The sequence below is a fragment of the Streptomyces sp. NPDC107522 genome (assembly GCF_055657525.1).
This window is the reverse complement of sequence record NZ_JBVKAU010000023.1, coordinates 89,327-108,240: the sequence shown is the minus strand read 5'-3', so window position 1 is coordinate 108,240 and position 18,914 is coordinate 89,327. Positions and strand designations below refer to the sequence as shown.

Here is an 18,914-nt window from a genome sequence, read left to right as displayed (position 1 = left end):
CCCGCGTGGGTGCCGCCCCTCTCCGTTGCCCGTGCGGGGTGGGTCTCGTACGGGTGACACGGCTAAGGTGGCGTTGCGACAGAAAAGGCGAGCCACGGGGGGCAGTTGTGCCGTCGGAATACATGGACTCCGATCCCGCGGTCCTCAAGACCGAGGGCTTCCACATGTTCAACGTCGGGGTTGACTTCGCCAAGGCCGTGACGGCCCTGCAGGCCGGTCTGGGCGCCCTCGAGAAGGGCGAGACCCCGCCGTGGGGCGACGACGACATCGGCGAGAAGTTCGGTGTCGTCTACGAGGGGCTGCGCGACGGCATGTACGAGTCGATGGCCAGCCTGGCCGAGCGGATCGCCGGGATGGGCGTCGCCTTCGGCAAGATGGGCGTGGCACACGAGCAGAACGAGGCCGAGCAGGAAGCCATCTGGCAGAAGACGATGGCCGAGTACGACGGTCAGGTGGAGGTGCCGTCCGGCGTCGTGCAGGGCAAGATCACGCGCGCGCAACACCCCTGAGCCTCCTTGGATGTGCGGCGACCGCCCACCCGTTCAGCACCCGCACAAGTAGGGTGAGACGCGTATGTCGTTCGCACGTCAGGAAGAGGCCCAGCAGCATGACCGAGGCACGGGACAACGAGGTCGCGACTCAGGCCGAGGACATCAAGGCGCGCAAGGAACGGGAGCGGGACGAGCTGTACGCCCTCGACATCTCCGGGGTCGAGTGGCACTGCGCGCCCGGCACGGAGGAGCACGAGGAGCGCGTCGAGATCGCCTACCTGCCCGAGGGCGCGGTGGCCATGCGGTCGTCCCTCGACCCCGGCACCGTGCTGCGGTACACCGAAGCGGAGTGGCGGGCGTTCGTGCTGGGGGCGCGGGACGGGGAGTTCGATCTGGAGCCGGCGCCGGGCAACGGGGGTGTGGTGGCCGACTAGGCCGGGTCCTGGGCCGTCCCCGAGCCCGGCCGGGCGCCTAAGATCGGCGTCGTACGCGAAGGCATCCGCGACGGCGGAGGACGGGGATCCATGACCGGCTCGACCGAGGACTACGCACCGCACCCCCACATAGGCGGCCGGGTGGCTGCTCTGCGCGCGCTGGCCGCGTGGCGCGGGGCCGCTCCCGGCGCTCCGCGCGTGGTCTTGCTCACCGGCAGCGCCGGCAGCGGGCGTTCGCGGTTGCTCACCGGGTTCCTGATGCTGTGCGAGCCGGAGTACCGCAAGCGGCTGCCGCTGGACGAGATGGACCCGTCGACCGTGCCGCCGGAGCTGCCGGCCCCCGCGGTGCCGTCCGCCGAGGGGCTGACCGCGGCCCAGGTGCTGTGGCTGCTCGCCGACCACTACGGGCTGAACGCCACCAGCATCGAGGGCGTGTACGCCGAACTGGCCGCTCTGGACGAGCCGGTGACCGTCGTCGTACCGGACGTCGACCGCGCCGGTCCGATTCCGGCCGCGGGCGAGCCCGCGCGACTCGTACGGGAGGTCCTCGCGCCCCTGGCGGCCACCGGGACGGTGCGGCTGCTGGCCGAGGTGCCGCGTCCGCTGGCCGCCGAGCTGGCCGCGGCTCTGCCGAGCGGTGCCGTGCAGGTCATCGATCTCGATGAGCCGGAGTGGGCCGACCCGGAGGGTCTGGTGCTGCACGCCCAGGCCGCGCTGAACCCGGAGTTCGGCGCACCCGAGCTGCCGTTCACCGTCGACCCCGCCGCCCGCCTCGCCCTGGGAGCGGCCATCGGCCGCCGGGCCGGGACGAGTCCGTTGGTCGTCCAACTCGCCGTCCACTGCATCCTGATGGCTCCGGAGGGCTTCGACCCCGCCGACGAGAGCCTGCTGCCGACCTCCGTCGGTGAGGCCCTCGACCTGCACGCCCGGCGGCTCGGTGCCGACCCGCGGACGCTACGGCTGCTGCTGGCACCGCTCGCCCTCGCCGAGGGCGACGGGATACCGGTCCAGCTGTGGGGGCGGCTGGTGAGCGCGGTCGCCGGGCAGGACATGAGCGAGGCGATCGCGGGCGGGATGCTGCTTGCCGGGCCGTTCGTGCAGCCCGAGGAGCAGGAAGCGGAGGGGGCCGACGGCGGGCGTACGCTGCTCCGGCTGCTGCACCCGGCCCTCGGGGACGAGATCCGCGCCGGTCTGCCCAGCGTCCGTGCCGCCCAGACGCAGATCGCGATGGCGCTGCTGGAGGCCGTGCCGGAGCAGGACTGGGGCAAGGCCGACCCGTACGTGCGCGACCACATCGCCGGCCACACCCTGGAGGCGGGCCTGCTGCCCCAACTCCTCACCGACCCCGGGCTGTTCGTCCACGCCGACCCCGTGCCGCTGCGCGCCGCCGTCGAGGCCGTACCGTTCGAGGAGCTCGGCGCACCGGCCCGTACGTACCTGCGTACGGCCCCTCTGCTGACCCGCACCCAGGCGCCCGCCTCGCTGCGGGCGGCTCTGCTGGAGACCGCGTTCGTCGAAGACGGGCTGCCCGAGTACGCCGAGGCCATCCATGGTCGGCTCGGCATCGAGCTGCCCTGGCGGACGCTGTGGAGCCTACCCGTCCCCGGCATCAGCGCCGTGACCGTAGGCAGCCTGCCCCGGCCCGAGGGGTCGGCCACGCCTGTCGCCGTCCTCGTCGTCCCGGCGGGCACGCCGGGGGCGCGGCCGGTCGGGGCTGAGGCCGGCGAGGGGTCCGGTTCCGGGGTGCTCGTCCATGGGCTCGTACAGGCTGGTCAGCTCGACGACATCGACCCCGCCCAGATTCTGCGCCCCTCTGAGGACGAGCGGGCCGCCGCCCCGCTGGGGCTGAGCCGGGGCGCGGACTACCTGCGGGTCTGGGAACGGGCGAGTCAGGAGGTCGTCGCCGCGCTGATCTCCGACACGCCCTTCACCGCCGCCGACCTCTCCCCCGACGGCATCCTGGTCGTCGCCACCGAGCGCGGGGCGAAGGCCCTGCGCATCCTCCAGGCGGACCCGGCGATAGCCTCGTAGCCTCGTACTCGCGTACTCGCGTACGAGGCAGCCCGCCCCGTTCCGTCTTCTTCCTGATTCCTCTCGACCGACCACTCCCGAAGGAGCCTCCCCCGTGACCAGCCAGGAGCAGGCGCTCGCCATCGCCGACCGTTGGCTCAACCCGGAAGGCTCGGCGGAGCCGCGGCGCGAGGTGCGGATGCAGGAGTTCGACCTGGGCTGGGTCGTGTGGGCCGCGCCCGCGGAGCCCGAGCGTGACCCGGTGACCGGTGAGCGGCGGCCGCCCGCCGAGATCGGCAACGCGTGCGGGGTCGTGGACCGCCGTACCGGAGAGCTGACCGTCTGGCCGTCGGTGCCGGTCGACGAGGTCGTGCAGATGTACCGGCAGAAGCACGGCGGCGCGGCACAGGTCGCGGGCGCACCGGGAGGTGCCCGTCCGGTCACCGGCCCGGGCAACACCGCGGTCTTCACGTATGTCGACCCGGCGAACGGCGAGGAGACCACCCTCTTCCGCACCTCCGCCCCGGGCCTGCCCCCTGCCGAGTACCAGGCGTGGGCCGAGCTGCGGCGGATGAACGTCCCCGTCGACAATGTCGTGGCCATCCACACCGACCTGCGCCCCAGCCTGCTCCCCGGCGGATACACGGCCGAGCTCCTCAACTCCTTCCGTAACGCCCAGCTCTCCTGCTCACAGACCTACGGCGCCCGTCCCGAGGCCCGCGCGGAGGGTGTCGCGGCGCTGGTGGAGCAGGTCGAGACCATGCACCGCATCGCGGGCCAGCAGCCGCCGCCCCGCCCTCACCGCGTTCCGGTTCCCGCGCAGGTGACGCCCGCGGAGCCGATGCGGGACGTGGCGCTCGGCCGCCATCTCGTCGAGGTCTTCGGCGAGGACGGCGTACGCCGCTACGACGCCGACGACATCGCCGACAGCCCGCTGCCGGAGGCCGCGAAGGCGACGCTCACCTGGGCCGGGCTGCCCGTCGACCTTCCCCTGTTCTTCACCGCCGACCGTCCCGACGCCCCTCCGGCCGGCGGCCTGTTCACCGACGTGGCCACGAATCTGCGCGAGCGGCGCAGCCCGGCCGGCGAGGAGAAGATCGGCGCCTTGGCGCATCTGGTGCGGATCGGCTTCGACGGGGTCGCGGTCGTGGCGGTGCAGTGCCTGCCGGGTTCCGGGCAGCCGGACGGTCTCGGGGCGGTCTGGGCGGTGGATCCCGTCACCGCTGAGGCTCGCTACGTCAATGTCTCGGTCGCCGCCTTCGCCCGTTCCCTGGCCCTTGTCGCCACGGTGCGGCAGCGGATGCAGGGCCTGGATCCGGTCGCGGCCGGCGGGGAAGTCGCGGCGCTGCAGGAGCAGTTGGCGGCCGTCGACGCGTCCGCGCTGAGCAACGCGGAGACCTGGTGGTCGCTGATCGTCGAGCAGATGTGGCACGGGTTGTTCTGACCGGGCCCCCGAGCACCATCCCCGTCGAGCCAACAAGGAGCAACGACCCGTGACTTCGGACAACCCGACACCGCCCACGACCTCCGACCAAGCCCTCGCCATCGTGCGCAGCCGGTATGCGGAGCCCAAGCTGCCGGACGGCACCCCGGCCGAGATGCGCGTCGAGGAGTTCGACATCGGGTACCTGGTGTACGCCGTGTTCCCGCCTGTCACGGACCCCGCCGGGCGGCCCCAGCCCGCTCCGCCCGGCGGCAGCAAGATCGTCGTCTCGAAGGTGACCGGCGAGACCGTCACCGTCCCCAACTACCCGACCGAGACGGCCATCGCGCTGTACCGCAAGCAGTGCCGGTCGTGACTCGTACGTCGTGCGCCTGATCAGTACGTCGTGCGCGTGATCAGTACAGCGAGAACCCGCCGCTGTGGCGGCCCTGGTTCTTCTTCCCGGACTGCGAGGACTGGTCCTTGGAGCTGTTGGGGTCGGACTGCCCGGAGGAGGGGTTTCCGCTTGCCGGTACCTCTCCGTGCCTGATCCGGTCGCGCTCCTCCTCCGACAGCGACTCCCACTGGCCGCGCAGGGACGCCAGGCCTCCGCCGAGGGCACGGGCCACCGCGGGGTCGTCCAGGGCGTCGCGCAGGGCGAGGCGGCCGGAGAGCATCCTCTTGGCCGCCTCCTGCAGGTCCTTGCTGACGCCGTCGGTCTCGGTCAGCTTGCGCAGGGCGGAGTTCAGGGAACGTATCTGCTCCGGTTCGAGTGCCTCGTCCAGCACACCGCGGTCCGGTGAAGAGCCGTCCGGGTTCGGGGAGTTCTCGGGTCGCCTGGTCATGTCGCTTCTCCTCGCTGCTCCTTGCCCTTCGTCACCCGCAGTATCCCCTGTCACGTACGGATGCCATGCTGGCCCCCGCCGACGGAAGACGAAGGACCTCAGCGGAGAAGGACGGCATCGTCATGGCTCAGCCGGAGAAGGCGCGGGCGCAAGGCACAGGAAGCGGCACAGCGGTCGACCGTTCCCTCGCGGGCCTCGTCGGCAGAGCCTTCGGCCGCCTCGGGCGCACGGGCGGCCTGGTGTTCCTGCTCGCGGGGCTCGTGTTGAGCGGATGGGGTGCGTACGAGGGAGCGTACGCGGCGGGTTGGGCGGGCACGCGCGGCACCCTGACCGTGAAGCAGTGCGAGGTGAGCTATCCGAACAACGCCTCGCGCAGCAGCCGTAAGAACCGCCGGCCCGTGCGCTGCGAGGGCACGTTCGTCTCCGAGGACGGCAGGAGTACGGATGCCGATGCCGCCGTACAGGTCCGGAAACGGTACGCGGCGGGGACCGAATTGGCGGTGCAGCAGACGGAGCCCTTGACGGCCGCTGACGCGGCGGATGCCGAGTATCTCCAGAGCGGCATGGACCGGGCCTGGCGCTGGTTCGGGGGCTTCTTCGGGGGCTGGGTGCTCACGGGGCTCGGCGTCTTCTGCCTTGCCACCGGGTTCGCTCCGTTCGGGCAGAGCCGTATCCCGTTCGATGCGGCGTGGGAGGCGGCGGGGCAGGGAGCGACGCGGGCGGTTGTTATCGGGATGATCGGGGTGGGGCTGGTCGGGGCCGGGGCGTCGTTCCTGGTCAGCTACTTCGTCTGACCCCGGGCACCCAATGGCGTTCCGGCCGCCGTCGGAGGGTAGTCTGCGCCGGTCAACTTCGCGTTGATCTTTCTCCGTCCAGTCAACTTTCATCCAGCCAACCACGGGGTCTTCCAGGCATGTCGACGCCTCCACCGCAGTACCAGAACCAGCCGCCGTACGGGCAGCAGCCACCCTATGGGCAGCAGCCGTACGGATACCCGCAGCAGCCTCAGCCGCAGGCTCCGTACGGACAGCCGCAGCAGCCTCAGCCTCCGCGTGGACCACAGCGGCAGCCGGAGGGTGCGTTGCGTGCCGTGAAGTCCGCCGTCATCGTCCTGGCGGTGTTCGGTGCCGTGGGCTACTGGGTCTGGGACTACAACACCAGCCCCACCGGCGGCAAGGCGAAGGCGGAGGCTTCGGCATCGGCGGCGGCCGAGGAGGCCAAGACACACGAGCCCGAGGTCGGTGACTGCGTCAAGGTGGCGGACCCGCAGGGCAATCCGGTGCCCACGATCGTCGCCTGTGGCTCGTCCGAGGCCGAGTACAAGATGGGTGCCCTGCTGCCCGGCCAGGGCCAGGAATGCAGTGCGGAGTACGACTACGGCATCCAGCACTACGACCGCCGGGGCTTCGACTACACGATGTGCTTCACCAAGGTCTGACCCCGCTCTTCGGCTCGCTTCGGCTCGCTGACCGAGAACAGGCCGCCGCCCACAGCAGCGGGCAGCGGCCAGTTCGGGCTGACCATGGGGGTGGGGTGGTCAGGGCATCGCATCCGCCAGCGACGCGCCCGCCGCCCCGAGGATGATCGCCATCATGGCCCAGCGGGTGCGTGCGCGCCGGGCCAACTCCACGCTGAGGCCTGCGGAAGCGAGGGACAGGCCGTACACCATGGTCCCGATGCCCGTCGGCGTACCGCTGTTGAGGCGTCCCACGATCACGAAGAGGCAGACCAGCGCCACCAGCGCCCCGGCAGCCATGAGGCCCCCGCGAGCGCTCCGCGCCTGCTGCGACCGCTGTCTCGCGAACCCCGGATCCGATTGCCCTTGGAAACTCGCCCTGAACTCGTCCACACCGGGCCGGACCGGATCACCCTCGCCGCCTTGCACCTGCATCTGTACCTGCGCCTGTACCTGTTCCCCGCCGCGTTCCCGGCTGTCCGTCGTCATGACGAGGCAGCGTAGGTGAATTCGCTAAGCTCACGCACCATGTTGCCTTCGCACACGCCCTCCCCCGCGCCGGATGCCACGGTCATACGGACCGGCCGCCGCGGTGCCATGGTCGGACTCCCCTGTTCCGTGCTGCTCATCGCGATGGGTGCCGTCGGCGTCTTCGGTGCTGTCGTGATTGCCACCGGGAACCAGAAGGGCGAGTCCAGTCCAGCGGGGTTCGCGGGCCTGGTGTTCATGCTGGTGCTGGGCGTGGTCGGCGTATTCCTCTTCCTCGCCAACTGGGCCAACCGCAAGACGAGGATCCTCGTCGACCACACCGGCCTGTGGATCGACAGCGGAAAGCTGCGGAACGTCATCCCCTGGCAGACCCTCGCCGGAGTCGGGCTCTACTGGAGCAAGTTCGGGCGCCAGACGGTCCATTCGCTGGAACTGTTCCCCACCGGCCCCATCGACCGGGACGACCCGGTCCTGTGGACCCTGGTCCGCGACGAGGAGCCGCTGCACCCCAACCTGCCCCGCCTGCGCTACCGCGTCCCCTTCCCCGCCGGCTGTCGACAGGAGGTGGTCTCGGCGGTCCAGCAGCACGTCCCGCACATCTGGCTCGGCGAGTCCGAGCGGGCGGAGGGGCACGTCGGCCGTCCAGACGTGAAGGGGCACAAGGAGCGGACTCGGGGCCGTACGCAGTAAACGGTCTGGCATCGCTCGGCATCGCTCGGCTCGGCTCGGCTCGGTTCCGGCCAACGGTGGGGCCCTGCAACAGATTTGTGACAGCTAACCCCTGAGGTTGTCTGCGGGTGAGTCCGTAAACTTTGCGGACGGCTGTACTCCTGTGTGTTTTCCCTTGACGGATGAGGGAGTTGTACAGCCGAGCTGTCTGACGGGGGTGCTTTTCTGCTGTGGCGATGATGTTGCCGGACGAGCTCGAGTGGGTTCTCGAGATGCTGGGCTATCGCTGGCCGACGGCGAACGAGGACAAGCTCAGAGACTGCGCCGCCGTGTGGCGGCAGTTCGGCGAGCAGGTCACCGATCTGCACACCAAGGCGAACACCAGCGCCGGCCAGGTGCTCGAGCACAACGCCGGTGAATCGATCGACAAGTTCCGCAAGACGTACGAGAAGTTCGACGGCGGAGGCGGCCAGGACGGCTACCTCCGGAACGCCGCCGAGGCCGCCTTCCTCATCGCGAACGTGCTGGAGGCATGCGCCTACCTCGTCGAGTTCGCCAAGTGGGCGGTGATCGCCCAGCTGATCGCCCTGGCCATCCAGATCGCCGCCGCCGCTGCCGCCGCACCCTTCACCTTCGGTCTGTCCTCGGTCGCGGGCATGGGCGCCACCCAGGCCGCCCGCATGATCGTCCGACGCCTCCTGGACGAGCTCAAACAGGCGATGTTCGAGGCGCTCATCGAGACGCTGAAGGAGCCCGCGATCTCGGCGGTCGAGGCGATGATCACCGACCTCGTCCGGCAGACGGTGAACGTCGGCTTCGGCGCCCAGGAGGGCTACGACGTCGGCGCCACCATGAAGGCCGGCGGCGAGGCAGGCCTCGACGCCCTCAGGCAGAGCCCGCAGACCTTCGCCGAGGGCGTCCGGGACAGCCTGGGGCAGAAGGCCGGCAGTCGGGCCCGGCATGCGATCGACAGCCGTATCGACGGGTATGACGGGCCGTCGGGCGGCGACATCGGCAGCGACGGCGGAAACAGCGGGAGCGGTAGCTCCGACAGCCACGGCGATTCCGGGTCAGGCAGTTCCAACTCCTCGTCGTCCAACTCCTCGTCGTCCAACTCCTCGTCGTCCGACTCCTCGTCCTCCAACTCTTCATCCTCCGACTCGAGTTCGTCGGGGTCCGACTCCTCCACGTCGACGCGTTCGAGCAACGGCAGCGGCCCGGGCGTGAACATAGGCAGCGGCATATCCGCCGACACCGGCGGCAACGACATCGGCGCCCCCGATGTGGGGGCAGGCCCGGGCTCCAACTCGAGTTCCGGGTCCGATTCCGGGAACCCGTCCTCCTCGGACAGCCCGTACTCGCCGCCGACGCCATCGACAGGCCCGTCCCTGTCGGACTTCGACGACCCCTCGCCCGGCAGAACCTCACCCGGTGGTGCGGACTCCAACGGTTCGTCCGGCACGCCGAGCACGCCCGGTCCGTCGCACTCCGGCGGCGGCTCCCCCGTATCCGGCCTGTCCTCCCCGACCGCGCAGTCCGCGCCCACGCCCACGTCGTCCGGCGGTACGTCGTCCACGCCGGGGGGCGGCTCGATCGGCACCCAGATCGACGGGCTGGCCGCGAGCGCGCCCACGCAGTCCAACGCGGCGCCGGCGCCGACGACGGCCGATTCGTCTCCCACCGGCACCGGCGGCCGTACGGACAGCGGCTCGGCCATGCCTACGTCGCCCACAGCGCCTTCCACCGGGGGTGCGGCTCCGGGCACGGGCACGCAGCATGCCCCGAGCGGCTCGGGCGGGACCTCGTCCGCGACCAGCCCGAATCCCAGCGCCGGGCCGGCGAGGAACCCTTCCTCCGGCACGCCGACCACGCCCTCCACAACGGGGACCGGCCCGGCGTCCACGCCGAGCCCCACGTCGCCGACGACGCCTCGGAGCACGCCGAACCCCACACCGGACGGCCGCATACCCGGTACGGCGGACGGACGGGCTCCCGGCACGCCCGGCACGCCCGACGGGCGCATACCGACTCAGCGCACTCCTGGGAACACGACCCCGGGCGACCGTTCCACGCCCGGCACGACCCCGGGCGACCGCACCCCGAACCGGGAAAACACCAACAGCACACCCGGAAACCGCACTCCCAACCGAGACAATCCCGGCACCACGCCCGGCGACCGCACTCCGCCGCGTAACAACGCGGACCCGACCGGCACCCGTACGCCCGGCCAGGGCCCGAGTCAGACCAGCCCGAACCAGAGCCCGGCCCAGTCGTCGCCCTCCAGGACGCCGTCCGCGTCCACCAGCACTCAGACGTCCACGCCGTCCAGCTCCTCCAACAACGGCCCTGACCGAGGCTCGACGCCGAGCAACAACACCCAGAGCCCGTCGACACAGCCCGGCCGCGCCCACACACCCGGCACGCCGCCCACCCCGGGTACTCCGAACCAGCCGAGCCCCGGTACCGGCTCCACCCCGCCGCGGCCTCACCAGCCCGCCGGCAGTACGCCCAACACTCCGCCGAGCCCGAGCCCCAGCGCCCCGCAGCAGCCGGCCGCGCAGCCCCACAAACCGGAGAACGCGCCGTCGGACCGGGATCGGCAGCATCAGCAGCAGCAAGTGACGGCGGTCCCGATCCACACCGTCGTCACGACCCCGAGTCCCTCACAGTCCCCGTCACACGGGGACCCTGTCACGCCTCAGAACCCGGGTTCGCCCCAGGCCACGCCCAACGACTCCAACAACCAGAACCACCCGCAGCAGGACAGCCTGGATGACATCCGCGCCGACCTGGACCACGAACCGGGAGGCCTGTCCCACCCCGACCCCGCCGATCAGCAGGCTCTGGTCGACGCGGTCCCGCACAACGAGGACGGCACCCCACAGCGCTTCCCCGACCCCTTCGGCCCGTGGGCCCAGCTCCAGAACGACGGCGGCAACACGGTCCCGGGCCGTAGCAACAACTGCGCCGACTGCTCCCGCTCCTTCCTGGAGACCTGGTACGGCAACCCCCAGGTCTCGGCCCCCCGAACCATCGACCTCGACGAAAACGGCAAGCACAACCCGTTCACCCCCGAGGACAACGCGAACGACAACCAGATCCGCTGGACCGGCGCCGCCCACACCTACGCAGGTCCCGGCGGTGACCCCAACACCGCCAACACCATCGCCTCCACCCTCCAGCAGGCTGGCCCCGGCTCAGCAGCCATCGTCCAGGTCGACTGGCCCGGCGGAGGCGGCCACGCCTTCAACGTCGTCAACCACAACGGCAAGATCGTCTGGATCGACACCCAGAGCGGCGAGGTCAGCGACAAGCCCCTCCACATCGACAAGGCGGCACATGTCTGGCACATCCCGCTGGACGCCGACCGCAATCCCATCGACACCAGCCAGTCCGACGACACGGACTCCGAGGACGCCGACAACAAGGACTCCGAGGACGCCAAGAGCCAGAACGACGGGGCTCAGGACGAGACCGGGGACACGTCCCAGCAAGAGAATTCCGAGAACGGGCAACCGGAGAGCAACCAGAAGCCGGACGACGCATCGGCCGACAACCAGAAGCAGGGCGACGACACCGACACGGGAAACAGCTCCCCCAAGCCGGCGGACTCCCTTGCCCCAGATACATCGAACAACGCGGACCGCGCACAACCGTCGACGACCGACGCGCCTACGACGGACTCGACGAACAACGAGCCTGCAAACGAGAACGGCCGCGCACAGAGCCAGAGCAACAGCGCGCCCGAGACCTCCTCGGAACAGAACCGCCCGTCCCCGTCCGACACGCTCAGCACGCCAGACCACCAGTCACGCCCGGACCAAAGTGCGCAGCCGACCGCAACGGCGGAGAGCCCGATCCGGTCCGACTCTCCTGCGGAGCACCGGCAGTCGCCCACCTACACGACACCTGACAACACCAACAATGCTGCGCCGGACAACAGCTCTTCCAGCGCCCCTTCCTCACACCGGGACCGGGTGGCACCTGCTTCTCCGAGCAATCACAGGGCGCCGGCAGAACCCGCAGGCAGCAACGACAAGAACGAGAAAGAGAGCGAACAGAACGAGAAGAAGCCGAAGAAGCCCAAGAAGACCGCGGCCGAGAAAGCAGCCGAGATTGCCAGGGCGCGGGAGATCGCCAACACCCCGCTGGACAGCTCCGGCCCCGAGGGACACCCCGGTTACGGAGTCGTTCAGAACGGCGACGGCTCTTCGGTCCACCACCACATGCTCGGCGACGAATCCCAGGGCCTGCTGCGCAGAACCAACGAGGTGGTACAGACCGACCTGCACGCCATCGCCCAGCACCTCCACAACTGGGCCGAAGGCAGTCCATCGCCGCTGCTGCAGACCATCAGAGAGGCCTCCCAAAGCGGCAGTCTGACCCAGGAGCGGCTCAATGAGCTGTTGAAGCCCGGCTTCGCAGAAATGTCACGGGAGGACAAGGCGGCGGCGGTTGCCGCCATCGCACGTCTCAGCAGTGCATTTCACGATGCGCACGCGGTCGACGATTCAGGGGGCGCCGATCTCCACTCGCGGCACCAAGCCACTCGCGGTGAACAGCTGGATCCGGCTCCCCTCGCTCGCCGCTACGCCGCAACCCAGGACCTTGCAGACAAAGACGAACACGAGGCTGCGGAAAGCGGTGAGGCTCTCAACCAGGGCAATCAGCAGAAGAGTGAGAAGGAGATCAGACAAGAACGGCTCAACTTCAACAGGCTCTGGAACCGTCACGTCGGCGATGCACAGTTGAAAAAGGCCATTGAACAAGCCGAGAGCGAAGGCAAGCCACAGTCCGAGATCGATGGCTTGCGCGAGCATCGCCGCATGATGCGACCGGACTTCTCCGGCAAGAACTTTGCAGCGCTGGAGGTCATCGAACGCAAGCCTGACGGGAGCACGGAGACCCACTACATCATCGACTCCTCCAACCCCCCACTGGATCACTCCGAGCCTGTGCTCGGTGAGGCCTTCAGGCGACTCGATCAGGAGAACCCCGGCCGGTACGAAGCGCCCATCATGTACACCGAGTTCGAGCCGTGCGGCGATCAAACCTATCCCGCCTCCGCCAACTGTTCGGACTACATCGCACATGAATTCGAGCGACCGACCGACCAAGACCTGAAGAAGTACCACGAGAAGAGTGACGAGGAGAAGGCGGCGCTCCCCGAACAGAAGAACAAGACCAAAGTCGTCTACGGCGCCGGCTACCGCCTTGGTGAACTGACTCCTGACGAGATGGAGCGGATCAAGGAGCTGCCCCCTGAGGAACAGGCGGACGAGATAGCGAGGGTGCGGCAGCAGGCCGTGGATGCTCGTAACGCCGATATGCACCGCTTCCGCGGGGAACTTGCGAGGGTCTGGATGAAGCTCGCCGCGAGCACTGACGTACCCTGATCGGCCGGTCTGATCGGAGTGATGCACTGTGCTTACCGAAGAGGCGAATGACGAGATCGTCAGCTGGTTGGCCAACCCGCCGCAACACGCGCCGAAACTCAGATTGCGCGGCGCACCAGGCGTGGGCAAGACGGCGCTCCTCGCAGACCTGCACGAGCAACTGCCCGGCTCCCTCTTCCTGGACTGCCGGGGGCTGGCCGTGGAGCAGGTACTCGAGCGTCTACTCGCCCACTTCGACCTCCAGCCCATCCGTCGTCCCCTGGGCGACCCGCTGCACGACACGCTGTCGGCTCTGCGCAGGGGCGGGATCGTCTTTCTGGCCAATGTGCAATGGGCAGGCACCCTGTACTCGTCGACCGAACCACGCCTCATCGACCGTGTGGTGGGACACTTCAGCAGCCAGGGACGTGGTCACGTGCTTCCGGTCCTGGAGTTCGACGAGCCGAGCGACCCCGCACAGGCCGACCGGCCCAACGAGATCCTGTTGGAAGGGGATCCCGAAGGCCCTTCCCCCGCAGCGCTTCTCACCGAGCATCCCGCCCTCCGTGCCCTGGCTGCGATCGAGCTGCGTGAAGTCCCCTTGCGGGTTTGGCGATTCATGGACACTGCGTTGGGCGGAACGGACGCCGAGGACACTCTGCGCCGCATCGTGGACCAGTCGCCCGATGCATTGCATCTCGAGCTCGGCAGCGGCACGCCGATCGTACGGCTGGCCTCCGACGCACTCAGGCGCCTACTCCGCAGCGCGGAGCCGATCACCGCCGCAGAGCAGCTGGCCATCACCGACGCCCTCCTCTCCGAGGTCTCGGCAACGGCCGATGGCACAGCCGACGTGGAGATCGCGGCATACGCCGGCCGCGCGCTCGCCATCCACGCGGCGCTCTCCGGCGCGCTGCCCCGGCTCATCGAAGAACAGCCGGTACTGGCGGCGATCACTGATCGCGTCTCTCTGCAGCAAGCGATCAAACTGGCTTGGCCTGGAGGCCCTCCGGTCGGCGGCGTTGCCGCAGACGCCCACTACCTGGACTGCGACGGCGTCACCCCCGACTCCCAGAGCGAGTGGCTGGCCTGGCTGCATTGGGCGGCGGTGAACCGCGGTCGCCGCGACTGGGCAGACCGGCTCGAGAGCGCCGGCCCCGTGCCGCCGGCCTGGCGCACCGCATGGTCGAAGTGGCGTCCCTACGGCGTGCTGGGGCCCCGGCCCGAGCTGCCCGGACCCGTCGGCGGGGTGGACATCGGCACGTGTGCAGGTACCCCCGTCGTGGCCAGCGAGCACAGTGGCGTCTTCAGTCAGCAGGAACTCGAAGCGACCCTGTCCGGCAACCTCGACGAATGGGGCGATGTTCGCGTGCGGGAACGTGTGTGGCGAATGTCCGATGGCCAGGAGTTGTCGGCACCCAGAGCAGTCCATCTGTTCATCGGCGACGAAGGAAATGTGGAACGGGTGGTCGGAAGCGCCCTCGACACCCGTCGATACGTCGGCTCGTCCGCCGCGGACCGTCCTGACTGGCCAGGGCTCCTGATCGCAGGCACTGGAGCGGAAGCAGCCGACGAGGAACGCTGGGTGGCGTACGGCACAAAAGGCCTCTACGCCTTCGACGTTCTGCACCCGCAGGAACTGACGGCAGGGCCCGGGACCTGGCAGCGGCCGCTCGTCCCGTCGCCTCGGTCAACGGCCTTGTGGCCCATGCCCGCCCCCATTGCCGAACAAGGCCAGGGGCTCCACGCATGGTTCACAACCACGTTTGGCGACAATGCACTCCGCCGCCTTTCTCTCACCGCCCTACCAGTCGGCCTGACCGAGCCCCAGGCCCGCACGTTCCTCTCCGAAACCGGCTTCCCTGCCCTCGACGGGAGCGCACCGGCGTTCCTGACCACCGTCGCGCTCGACGAGACCGGTCTGGAACCGTGCAATTCTCTCGAAGGCTCCTATCTCCTGGGACACTGGCTCGCAGAGCCCGTGGTCCTGGAGGGCCGCACCGGCCGCGTCCTTCTCGTCTCGGCTGCCGGAACCGAACTCCTGGGCAGCAATCCGTCGCTGTTCACGACTCTCATCGGCCTGTACCGCCTGCTGCTCCTGAGCGGATTCGCCTTCCGGAGCGACGAAGGATGGGATGCTCGCCGGAGTGTGAAGGCTTGGGCGCGAGAGATCGACCCCGAAGCCACAGAGTCGTTCGCCTGGCAGCAGGCTCTCGACGGGCATCTGGACAACCTCTGAGTCGCTGTGACGATCGACGCCTGACTGGCGGAGCCGCATCGCTTGACGGGACCAGGCAGCGGACGGACGACTGCCCGCGGCATCGGAAGAAGGAGGCGTCGATGCCGGAGTCGAGGAGATGGGCGGTGAACCCGAAAGACGTGTACTGACTGCCCGCATCCGAATGGTGAACCAGCCCCCGGTCCAGCGGGAGTTCCGGCGCGGTCACGACGCCACAGAGCCATGTCCAGGGCGTCGAGGACCAGCTTGATCCGCTTCCTTGTGACAGCACTCGCATGGCTCTTTGGAGGTCTGATGTTGTGCGCTGTCAGCGGTCACGCAATTCCCCAGGATCTGCGTGATCAGCTCCACGTAACTCCACCTGCGTGGTCACGGTTCCCCACCGGGGCGCCGACCATCGATGCTGCCGCCGACCATGCTCGAACTGTCGTGATGTTCCCTGTTTCGGATGGTTTGAGAAGTAGTTAGCTATTCCTTGCGAAGCGGCTGGGTTCCCCATGGGCATGCCGGTGCCCGGGTTGAGGGTCTGGGCCTCTCGGAGCCGTCGCGGTCCCTTGACCTGCAAGCCGAGGGGTCGACGGACGCACCGGATGGCAAGGAGAACGTTCACCGTGGTCGACATCGTCGAGATCTACGTGCACTGGTAAGCGGGCCGGTCCAAGAGCCAGGTGTCCGCCTCGTTGGGGTGAACCGTAAGACGATCAGGAAGTACCTGGCGCCGGCGGAGGCGGCCGGGATCACCCCGGGCGGGCCGCCCATGAGCGAGGCGGACTGGGCCAAGCTGCTCAAGAGCTGGTTTCCGGAGCTGGCCAGCCGGAAGTTGAACCAGGTCAGCTGGGGCGAGATCGAGCCGCACCGCGACTACGTCAAGGAACTGCTGAAGACGACGACGGTCACCACGATCCACCAACGGCTCCGCCCCGAGGGCAGGTTGAAGGTGTCGCTGTCGACGTTCCGCCGCTGGGTGCACGAGAACCTGCCCGAGGAGGCGGCCCGCTCGAGGGTCACGGTGCTGCGGGCCTATGTCGAGCCGGGCTCGGAGGCCCAGATCGACTACGGCTTCCTTGGGTACTGGATCAACCCAACTACCGGGACACGACGGCACCGGATTTGGGCGTTCGTGATGGCGCTGCCCGCCTCGCGGCACATCTTCGTCCGCCCCGTGGTGCACATGGACCAGCACGCCTGGACCCTCGCGCACGCGGAAGCCTTCCGCTACTTCGGCGGCGTCCCGCGCCGCCTGGTGCCGGACAACCTCAAGACCGGGGTGGACAAGCCCGACCTCTACGACCCGGAGATCAACCGGTCGTATGCCGAACTCGCCTCCCACTACGGGACCTTGGTGGACCCGGCTCGCGCGTCGAAGCCGAAGGACAAGCCCCGGGTCGAGCGGCCCATGCCCTATGTCCGCGACTCGTTCTGGAGCGGGCGGACATTCACCTCGCTGGAGCACATGCAGGCCAATGCCCTGCTTTGGGCCACGAAAGGTCAGCGGCAGTGCCGCCCGCTGGGCGGCGCGAAGCCGCTCTCGGTGTTCGACGCGGTGGGGGCCCAGGCCCTGCTGCCGCTTCCCGAGGAGCCATTCGTGCTGGCCCGATGGTCGAAGGCGACGGTCGGCCCGGACATCCACATCAAGGTCGGCCGCACCCTCTACTCGGTGCCCTGGAAATTGATCGGCCGCCGTGTCGAGGTGCGCTCCACCGCCACGATGGTGCAGGTCTTCCACGAGGGCGAACTGGTCAAGACTCACGGGGCACTTCAGTAGGGAAAGCGCACCGACAGAGGCGACTACCCGCCGGAGAAGATCGCCTTCCAGCTGCGCACGCCGATCTGGTGCCGCGGCCAAGCCTCGCAGGTCGGTGACGCCTGCCGGGAGGTGATCGACCAACTGCTGGAGGTCAACGCCCTCTACCGGCTCCGGGCCGCCCAGGGAGTGCTCGGACTGCGCAAGAAGTACGGCGACACCAGACTCGAAGCTGGCTGCCGCAAGGCGGTCGCGGTCGGTGACCCGTCCTACCGGACCGTCAAGGGCATCCTGGTCGCCGGCACCGAGACCGACCCGGAACCGGAGACCGGCGACGCCGGAGCCTCGGCCTTCCTGCACGGGCCCGAGGGCTTGTTCGCCGCCGCAGTCCCCCTGCAGTTCCCCGGCGAGGTTCACGACGACCAGGGTCACGCCGACACCGAGGAGGCCGACCGGTGAGCGTGCTGACCACCGCCCTGCGCGAATCGCTGAAGACGCTGCGGCTGTCCGGCATGCAGGAGACCCTCGACGCCCGCCTCACCCAGGCCCAGAAGGGTGAGCTCAGGCACCTCGACTTCCTGCAAGTCCTCTGCCAGGACGAGATCACCCGCCGCGAGTCCGTCGCCCGCGAACGGCCCCTGCGCAGGGCGAGGTTCGAGCAGCAGGCCACCTTGGAGGGCTTCGTCTTCACCGCCTCCCCGAAACTGCCCGCGGCCCAGATCCGCGACCTCGCGGCCCTGCGCTGGCTCCACTCCGGCGAGTCCGTCATCCTCTTCGGGCCCGCCGGGGTCGGCAAGACACACGTCGCCCAGGCCCTCGGCCACCAAGCCGTCCGCCAGGTGCCAACGTCCGCTTCGCCAAGACCAGCCACATCCTCGCCGAGTTCGCCGGCGGCCATGCGGACCGCACCTGGGACAAGCGCATGCGTGAACTCATCCGCCCCGACTTGCTCATCCTCGACGACTTCGCGATGCGCCAGATGACCGCACCCCAGGCCGACGACCTCTACGAACTCGTCTCCGAGCGGCAAGGCCGGTCCCTGGTCATCACCAGCAACCGGGCGCCCAGCGACTGGTATCCGCTCTTCCCCAACCCCATCGTCGCCGAGTCACTGCTGGACCGGCTCATCAACGCCAGCCACCAGGTCATCATGAACGGCCCCGGAACTCGACCGACCCCACCGACCCGCCGCTCGTTAGCAGCTGCCGGGCCTTCGTCCCATCCGGGCGGATCCCGCCCGGATGGGACGTGGTGACATGATCCTCTCCGGCCACTATGAGGTTGGAGAGGATCATGCTGCATCTGCTGTCGCTGCACTACACAGCCCCGGAACAGGCGGCGGAACCCTTCGGCCGCGACCACGCCGCCTATCTGGAACGACACCACCAGGACGGTACCTTCCTGGTCTCCGGCCAGACCGTCCCTACGTCGGTCGGCAGCGTGATCACCGCACGCGGCGTCGACCGCCCGACCATTGAACAGATCGCGGCGCAGGACCCTTTCGTCCTCAACAACGTCGCGGAATACACCATCACGACCATCGCCCCCGGGCGAGTGCACCCCGACTTGAGTCCAGTACCGCAGCCCGGACGAGGGTGGGGAATTACGTGACGTTCGGGACTGGGAATTAACTGACCGTCGACATGCGTCTGGTTGTCTCGGGTTGAGCGGCTGTCGCCAGGTGCCTTGAACCGTCTTCTCTGCCCCTGCCGGCGCTGACGTAGCCTGATCGGTCAGGC

14 protein-coding genes and 2 pseudogenes are annotated in these 18,914 nt (G+C 69.1%); 14 read left to right on the top strand and 2 right to left on the bottom strand.

Annotated elements, in window-relative coordinates; genetic code table 11:
- Positions 1-122 precede the first annotated feature (122 nt).
- The 5 genes from ACZ7L6_RS40035 (at position 123) to ACZ7L6_RS40015 (ending at position 4,734) form a co-directional block, all read left to right on the top strand.
- The gene (locus ACZ7L6_RS40035; protein ID WP_471932860.1) at positions 123-509 is read left to right on the top strand and encodes a hypothetical protein; all 387 of its coding nucleotides are present in this window, start codon (positions 123-125) and stop codon (positions 507-509) included.
- 98 nt (positions 510-607) lie between these two features.
- Positions 608-925: a DUF397 domain-containing protein gene (locus tag ACZ7L6_RS40030; RefSeq protein ID WP_471932858.1), complete on the top strand. Its 318-nt coding sequence runs from the start codon at positions 608-610 to the stop codon at positions 923-925.
- 90 nt (positions 926-1,015) lie between these two features.
- The gene (locus tag ACZ7L6_RS40025; protein ID WP_471932856.1) at positions 1,016-2,956 is read left to right on the top strand and encodes an ATP-binding protein; all 1,941 of its coding nucleotides are present in this window, start codon (positions 1,016-1,018) and stop codon (positions 2,954-2,956) included.
- Between the two features lie 94 nt (positions 2,957-3,050).
- Entirely contained in the window at positions 3,051-4,379 is a 1,329-nt protein-coding gene (locus ACZ7L6_RS40020; RefSeq protein WP_471932854.1) for an SUKH-4 family immunity protein, read from the top strand.
- A 49-nt stretch (positions 4,380-4,428) separates the two neighbouring features.
- Positions 4,429-4,734 (top strand): hypothetical protein, encoded by a 306-nt coding sequence (locus ACZ7L6_RS40015; protein WP_471932852.1) that lies wholly within the window; start codon positions 4,429-4,431, stop codon positions 4,732-4,734.
- 40 nt (positions 4,735-4,774) lie between these two features.
- Here ACZ7L6_RS40015 and ACZ7L6_RS40010 read toward each other — a convergent pair whose 3' ends face one another.
- Positions 4,775-5,203 carry a hypothetical protein gene (locus tag ACZ7L6_RS40010; RefSeq protein WP_471932850.1) on the bottom strand — a complete coding sequence of 143 codons (429 nt, stop codon included), beginning with the start codon at positions 5,201-5,203 and terminating at the stop codon, positions 4,775-4,777.
- 122 nt (positions 5,204-5,325) lie between these two features.
- On the opposite strand from ACZ7L6_RS40010, the gene ACZ7L6_RS40005 reads away from it, so the two are divergent.
- Both ACZ7L6_RS40005 and ACZ7L6_RS40000 read left to right on the top strand, forming a co-directional pair.
- Positions 5,326-5,997, top strand: a complete 672-nt coding sequence (locus tag ACZ7L6_RS40005) for a hypothetical protein (RefSeq protein WP_471932848.1) — start codon at positions 5,326-5,328, stop codon at positions 5,995-5,997.
- Between the two features lie 119 nt (positions 5,998-6,116).
- Complete coding sequence (locus ACZ7L6_RS40000; protein ID WP_471932846.1) at positions 6,117-6,641, top strand: LppU/SCO3897 family protein; 525 nt, start codon at positions 6,117-6,119, stop codon at positions 6,639-6,641.
- 99 nt (positions 6,642-6,740) lie between these two features.
- On the opposite strand, the gene ACZ7L6_RS39995 is transcribed toward ACZ7L6_RS40000, so the two are convergent.
- Complete coding sequence (locus ACZ7L6_RS39995; RefSeq protein WP_471932844.1) at positions 6,741-6,959, bottom strand: hypothetical protein; 219 nt, start codon at positions 6,957-6,959, stop codon at positions 6,741-6,743.
- A gap of 66 nt (positions 6,960-7,025) precedes the next feature.
- Between ACZ7L6_RS39995 and ACZ7L6_RS39990 the strand changes: the two genes are divergently transcribed.
- From ACZ7L6_RS39990 to ACZ7L6_RS39960, 7 genes and pseudogenes are all read left to right on the top strand, one after another.
- Positions 7,026-7,163 (top strand): hypothetical protein, encoded by a 138-nt coding sequence (locus tag ACZ7L6_RS39990; RefSeq protein ID WP_471932842.1) that lies wholly within the window; start codon positions 7,026-7,028, stop codon positions 7,161-7,163.
- 24 nt (positions 7,164-7,187) lie between these two features.
- Positions 7,188-7,838 carry a hypothetical protein gene (locus ACZ7L6_RS39985; RefSeq protein WP_471932840.1) on the top strand — a complete coding sequence of 217 codons (651 nt, stop codon included), beginning with the start codon at positions 7,188-7,190 and terminating at the stop codon, positions 7,836-7,838.
- Positions 7,839-8,053: 215 nt separating this feature from the next.
- On the top strand, positions 8,054-13,213 hold the full coding sequence (locus tag ACZ7L6_RS39980; RefSeq protein ID WP_471932838.1) for a toxin glutamine deamidase domain-containing protein: 5,160 nt from the start codon (positions 8,054-8,056) through the stop codon (positions 13,211-13,213).
- Positions 13,214-13,241: 28 nt separating this feature from the next.
- A complete protein-coding gene (locus ACZ7L6_RS39975; protein ID WP_471932836.1) occupies positions 13,242-15,431 on the top strand; it encodes an SUKH-4 family immunity protein in 2,190 nt (729 codons plus the stop codon).
- A gap of 668 nt (positions 15,432-16,099) precedes the next feature.
- Positions 16,100-17,634 (top strand): annotated as a pseudogene (istA, locus tag ACZ7L6_RS39970) (IS21 family transposase).
- Positions 17,631-18,430: pseudogene (gene istB, locus ACZ7L6_RS39965) on the top strand (IS21-like element helper ATPase IstB). Before istA ends, istB begins: the two co-directional pseudogenes overlap by 4 nt.
- A gap of 38 nt (positions 18,431-18,468) precedes the next feature.
- Positions 18,469-18,786 (top strand): YciI family protein, encoded by a 318-nt coding sequence (locus tag ACZ7L6_RS39960; protein WP_471932834.1) that lies wholly within the window; start codon positions 18,469-18,471, stop codon positions 18,784-18,786.
- Positions 18,787-18,914 lie beyond the last annotated feature (128 nt).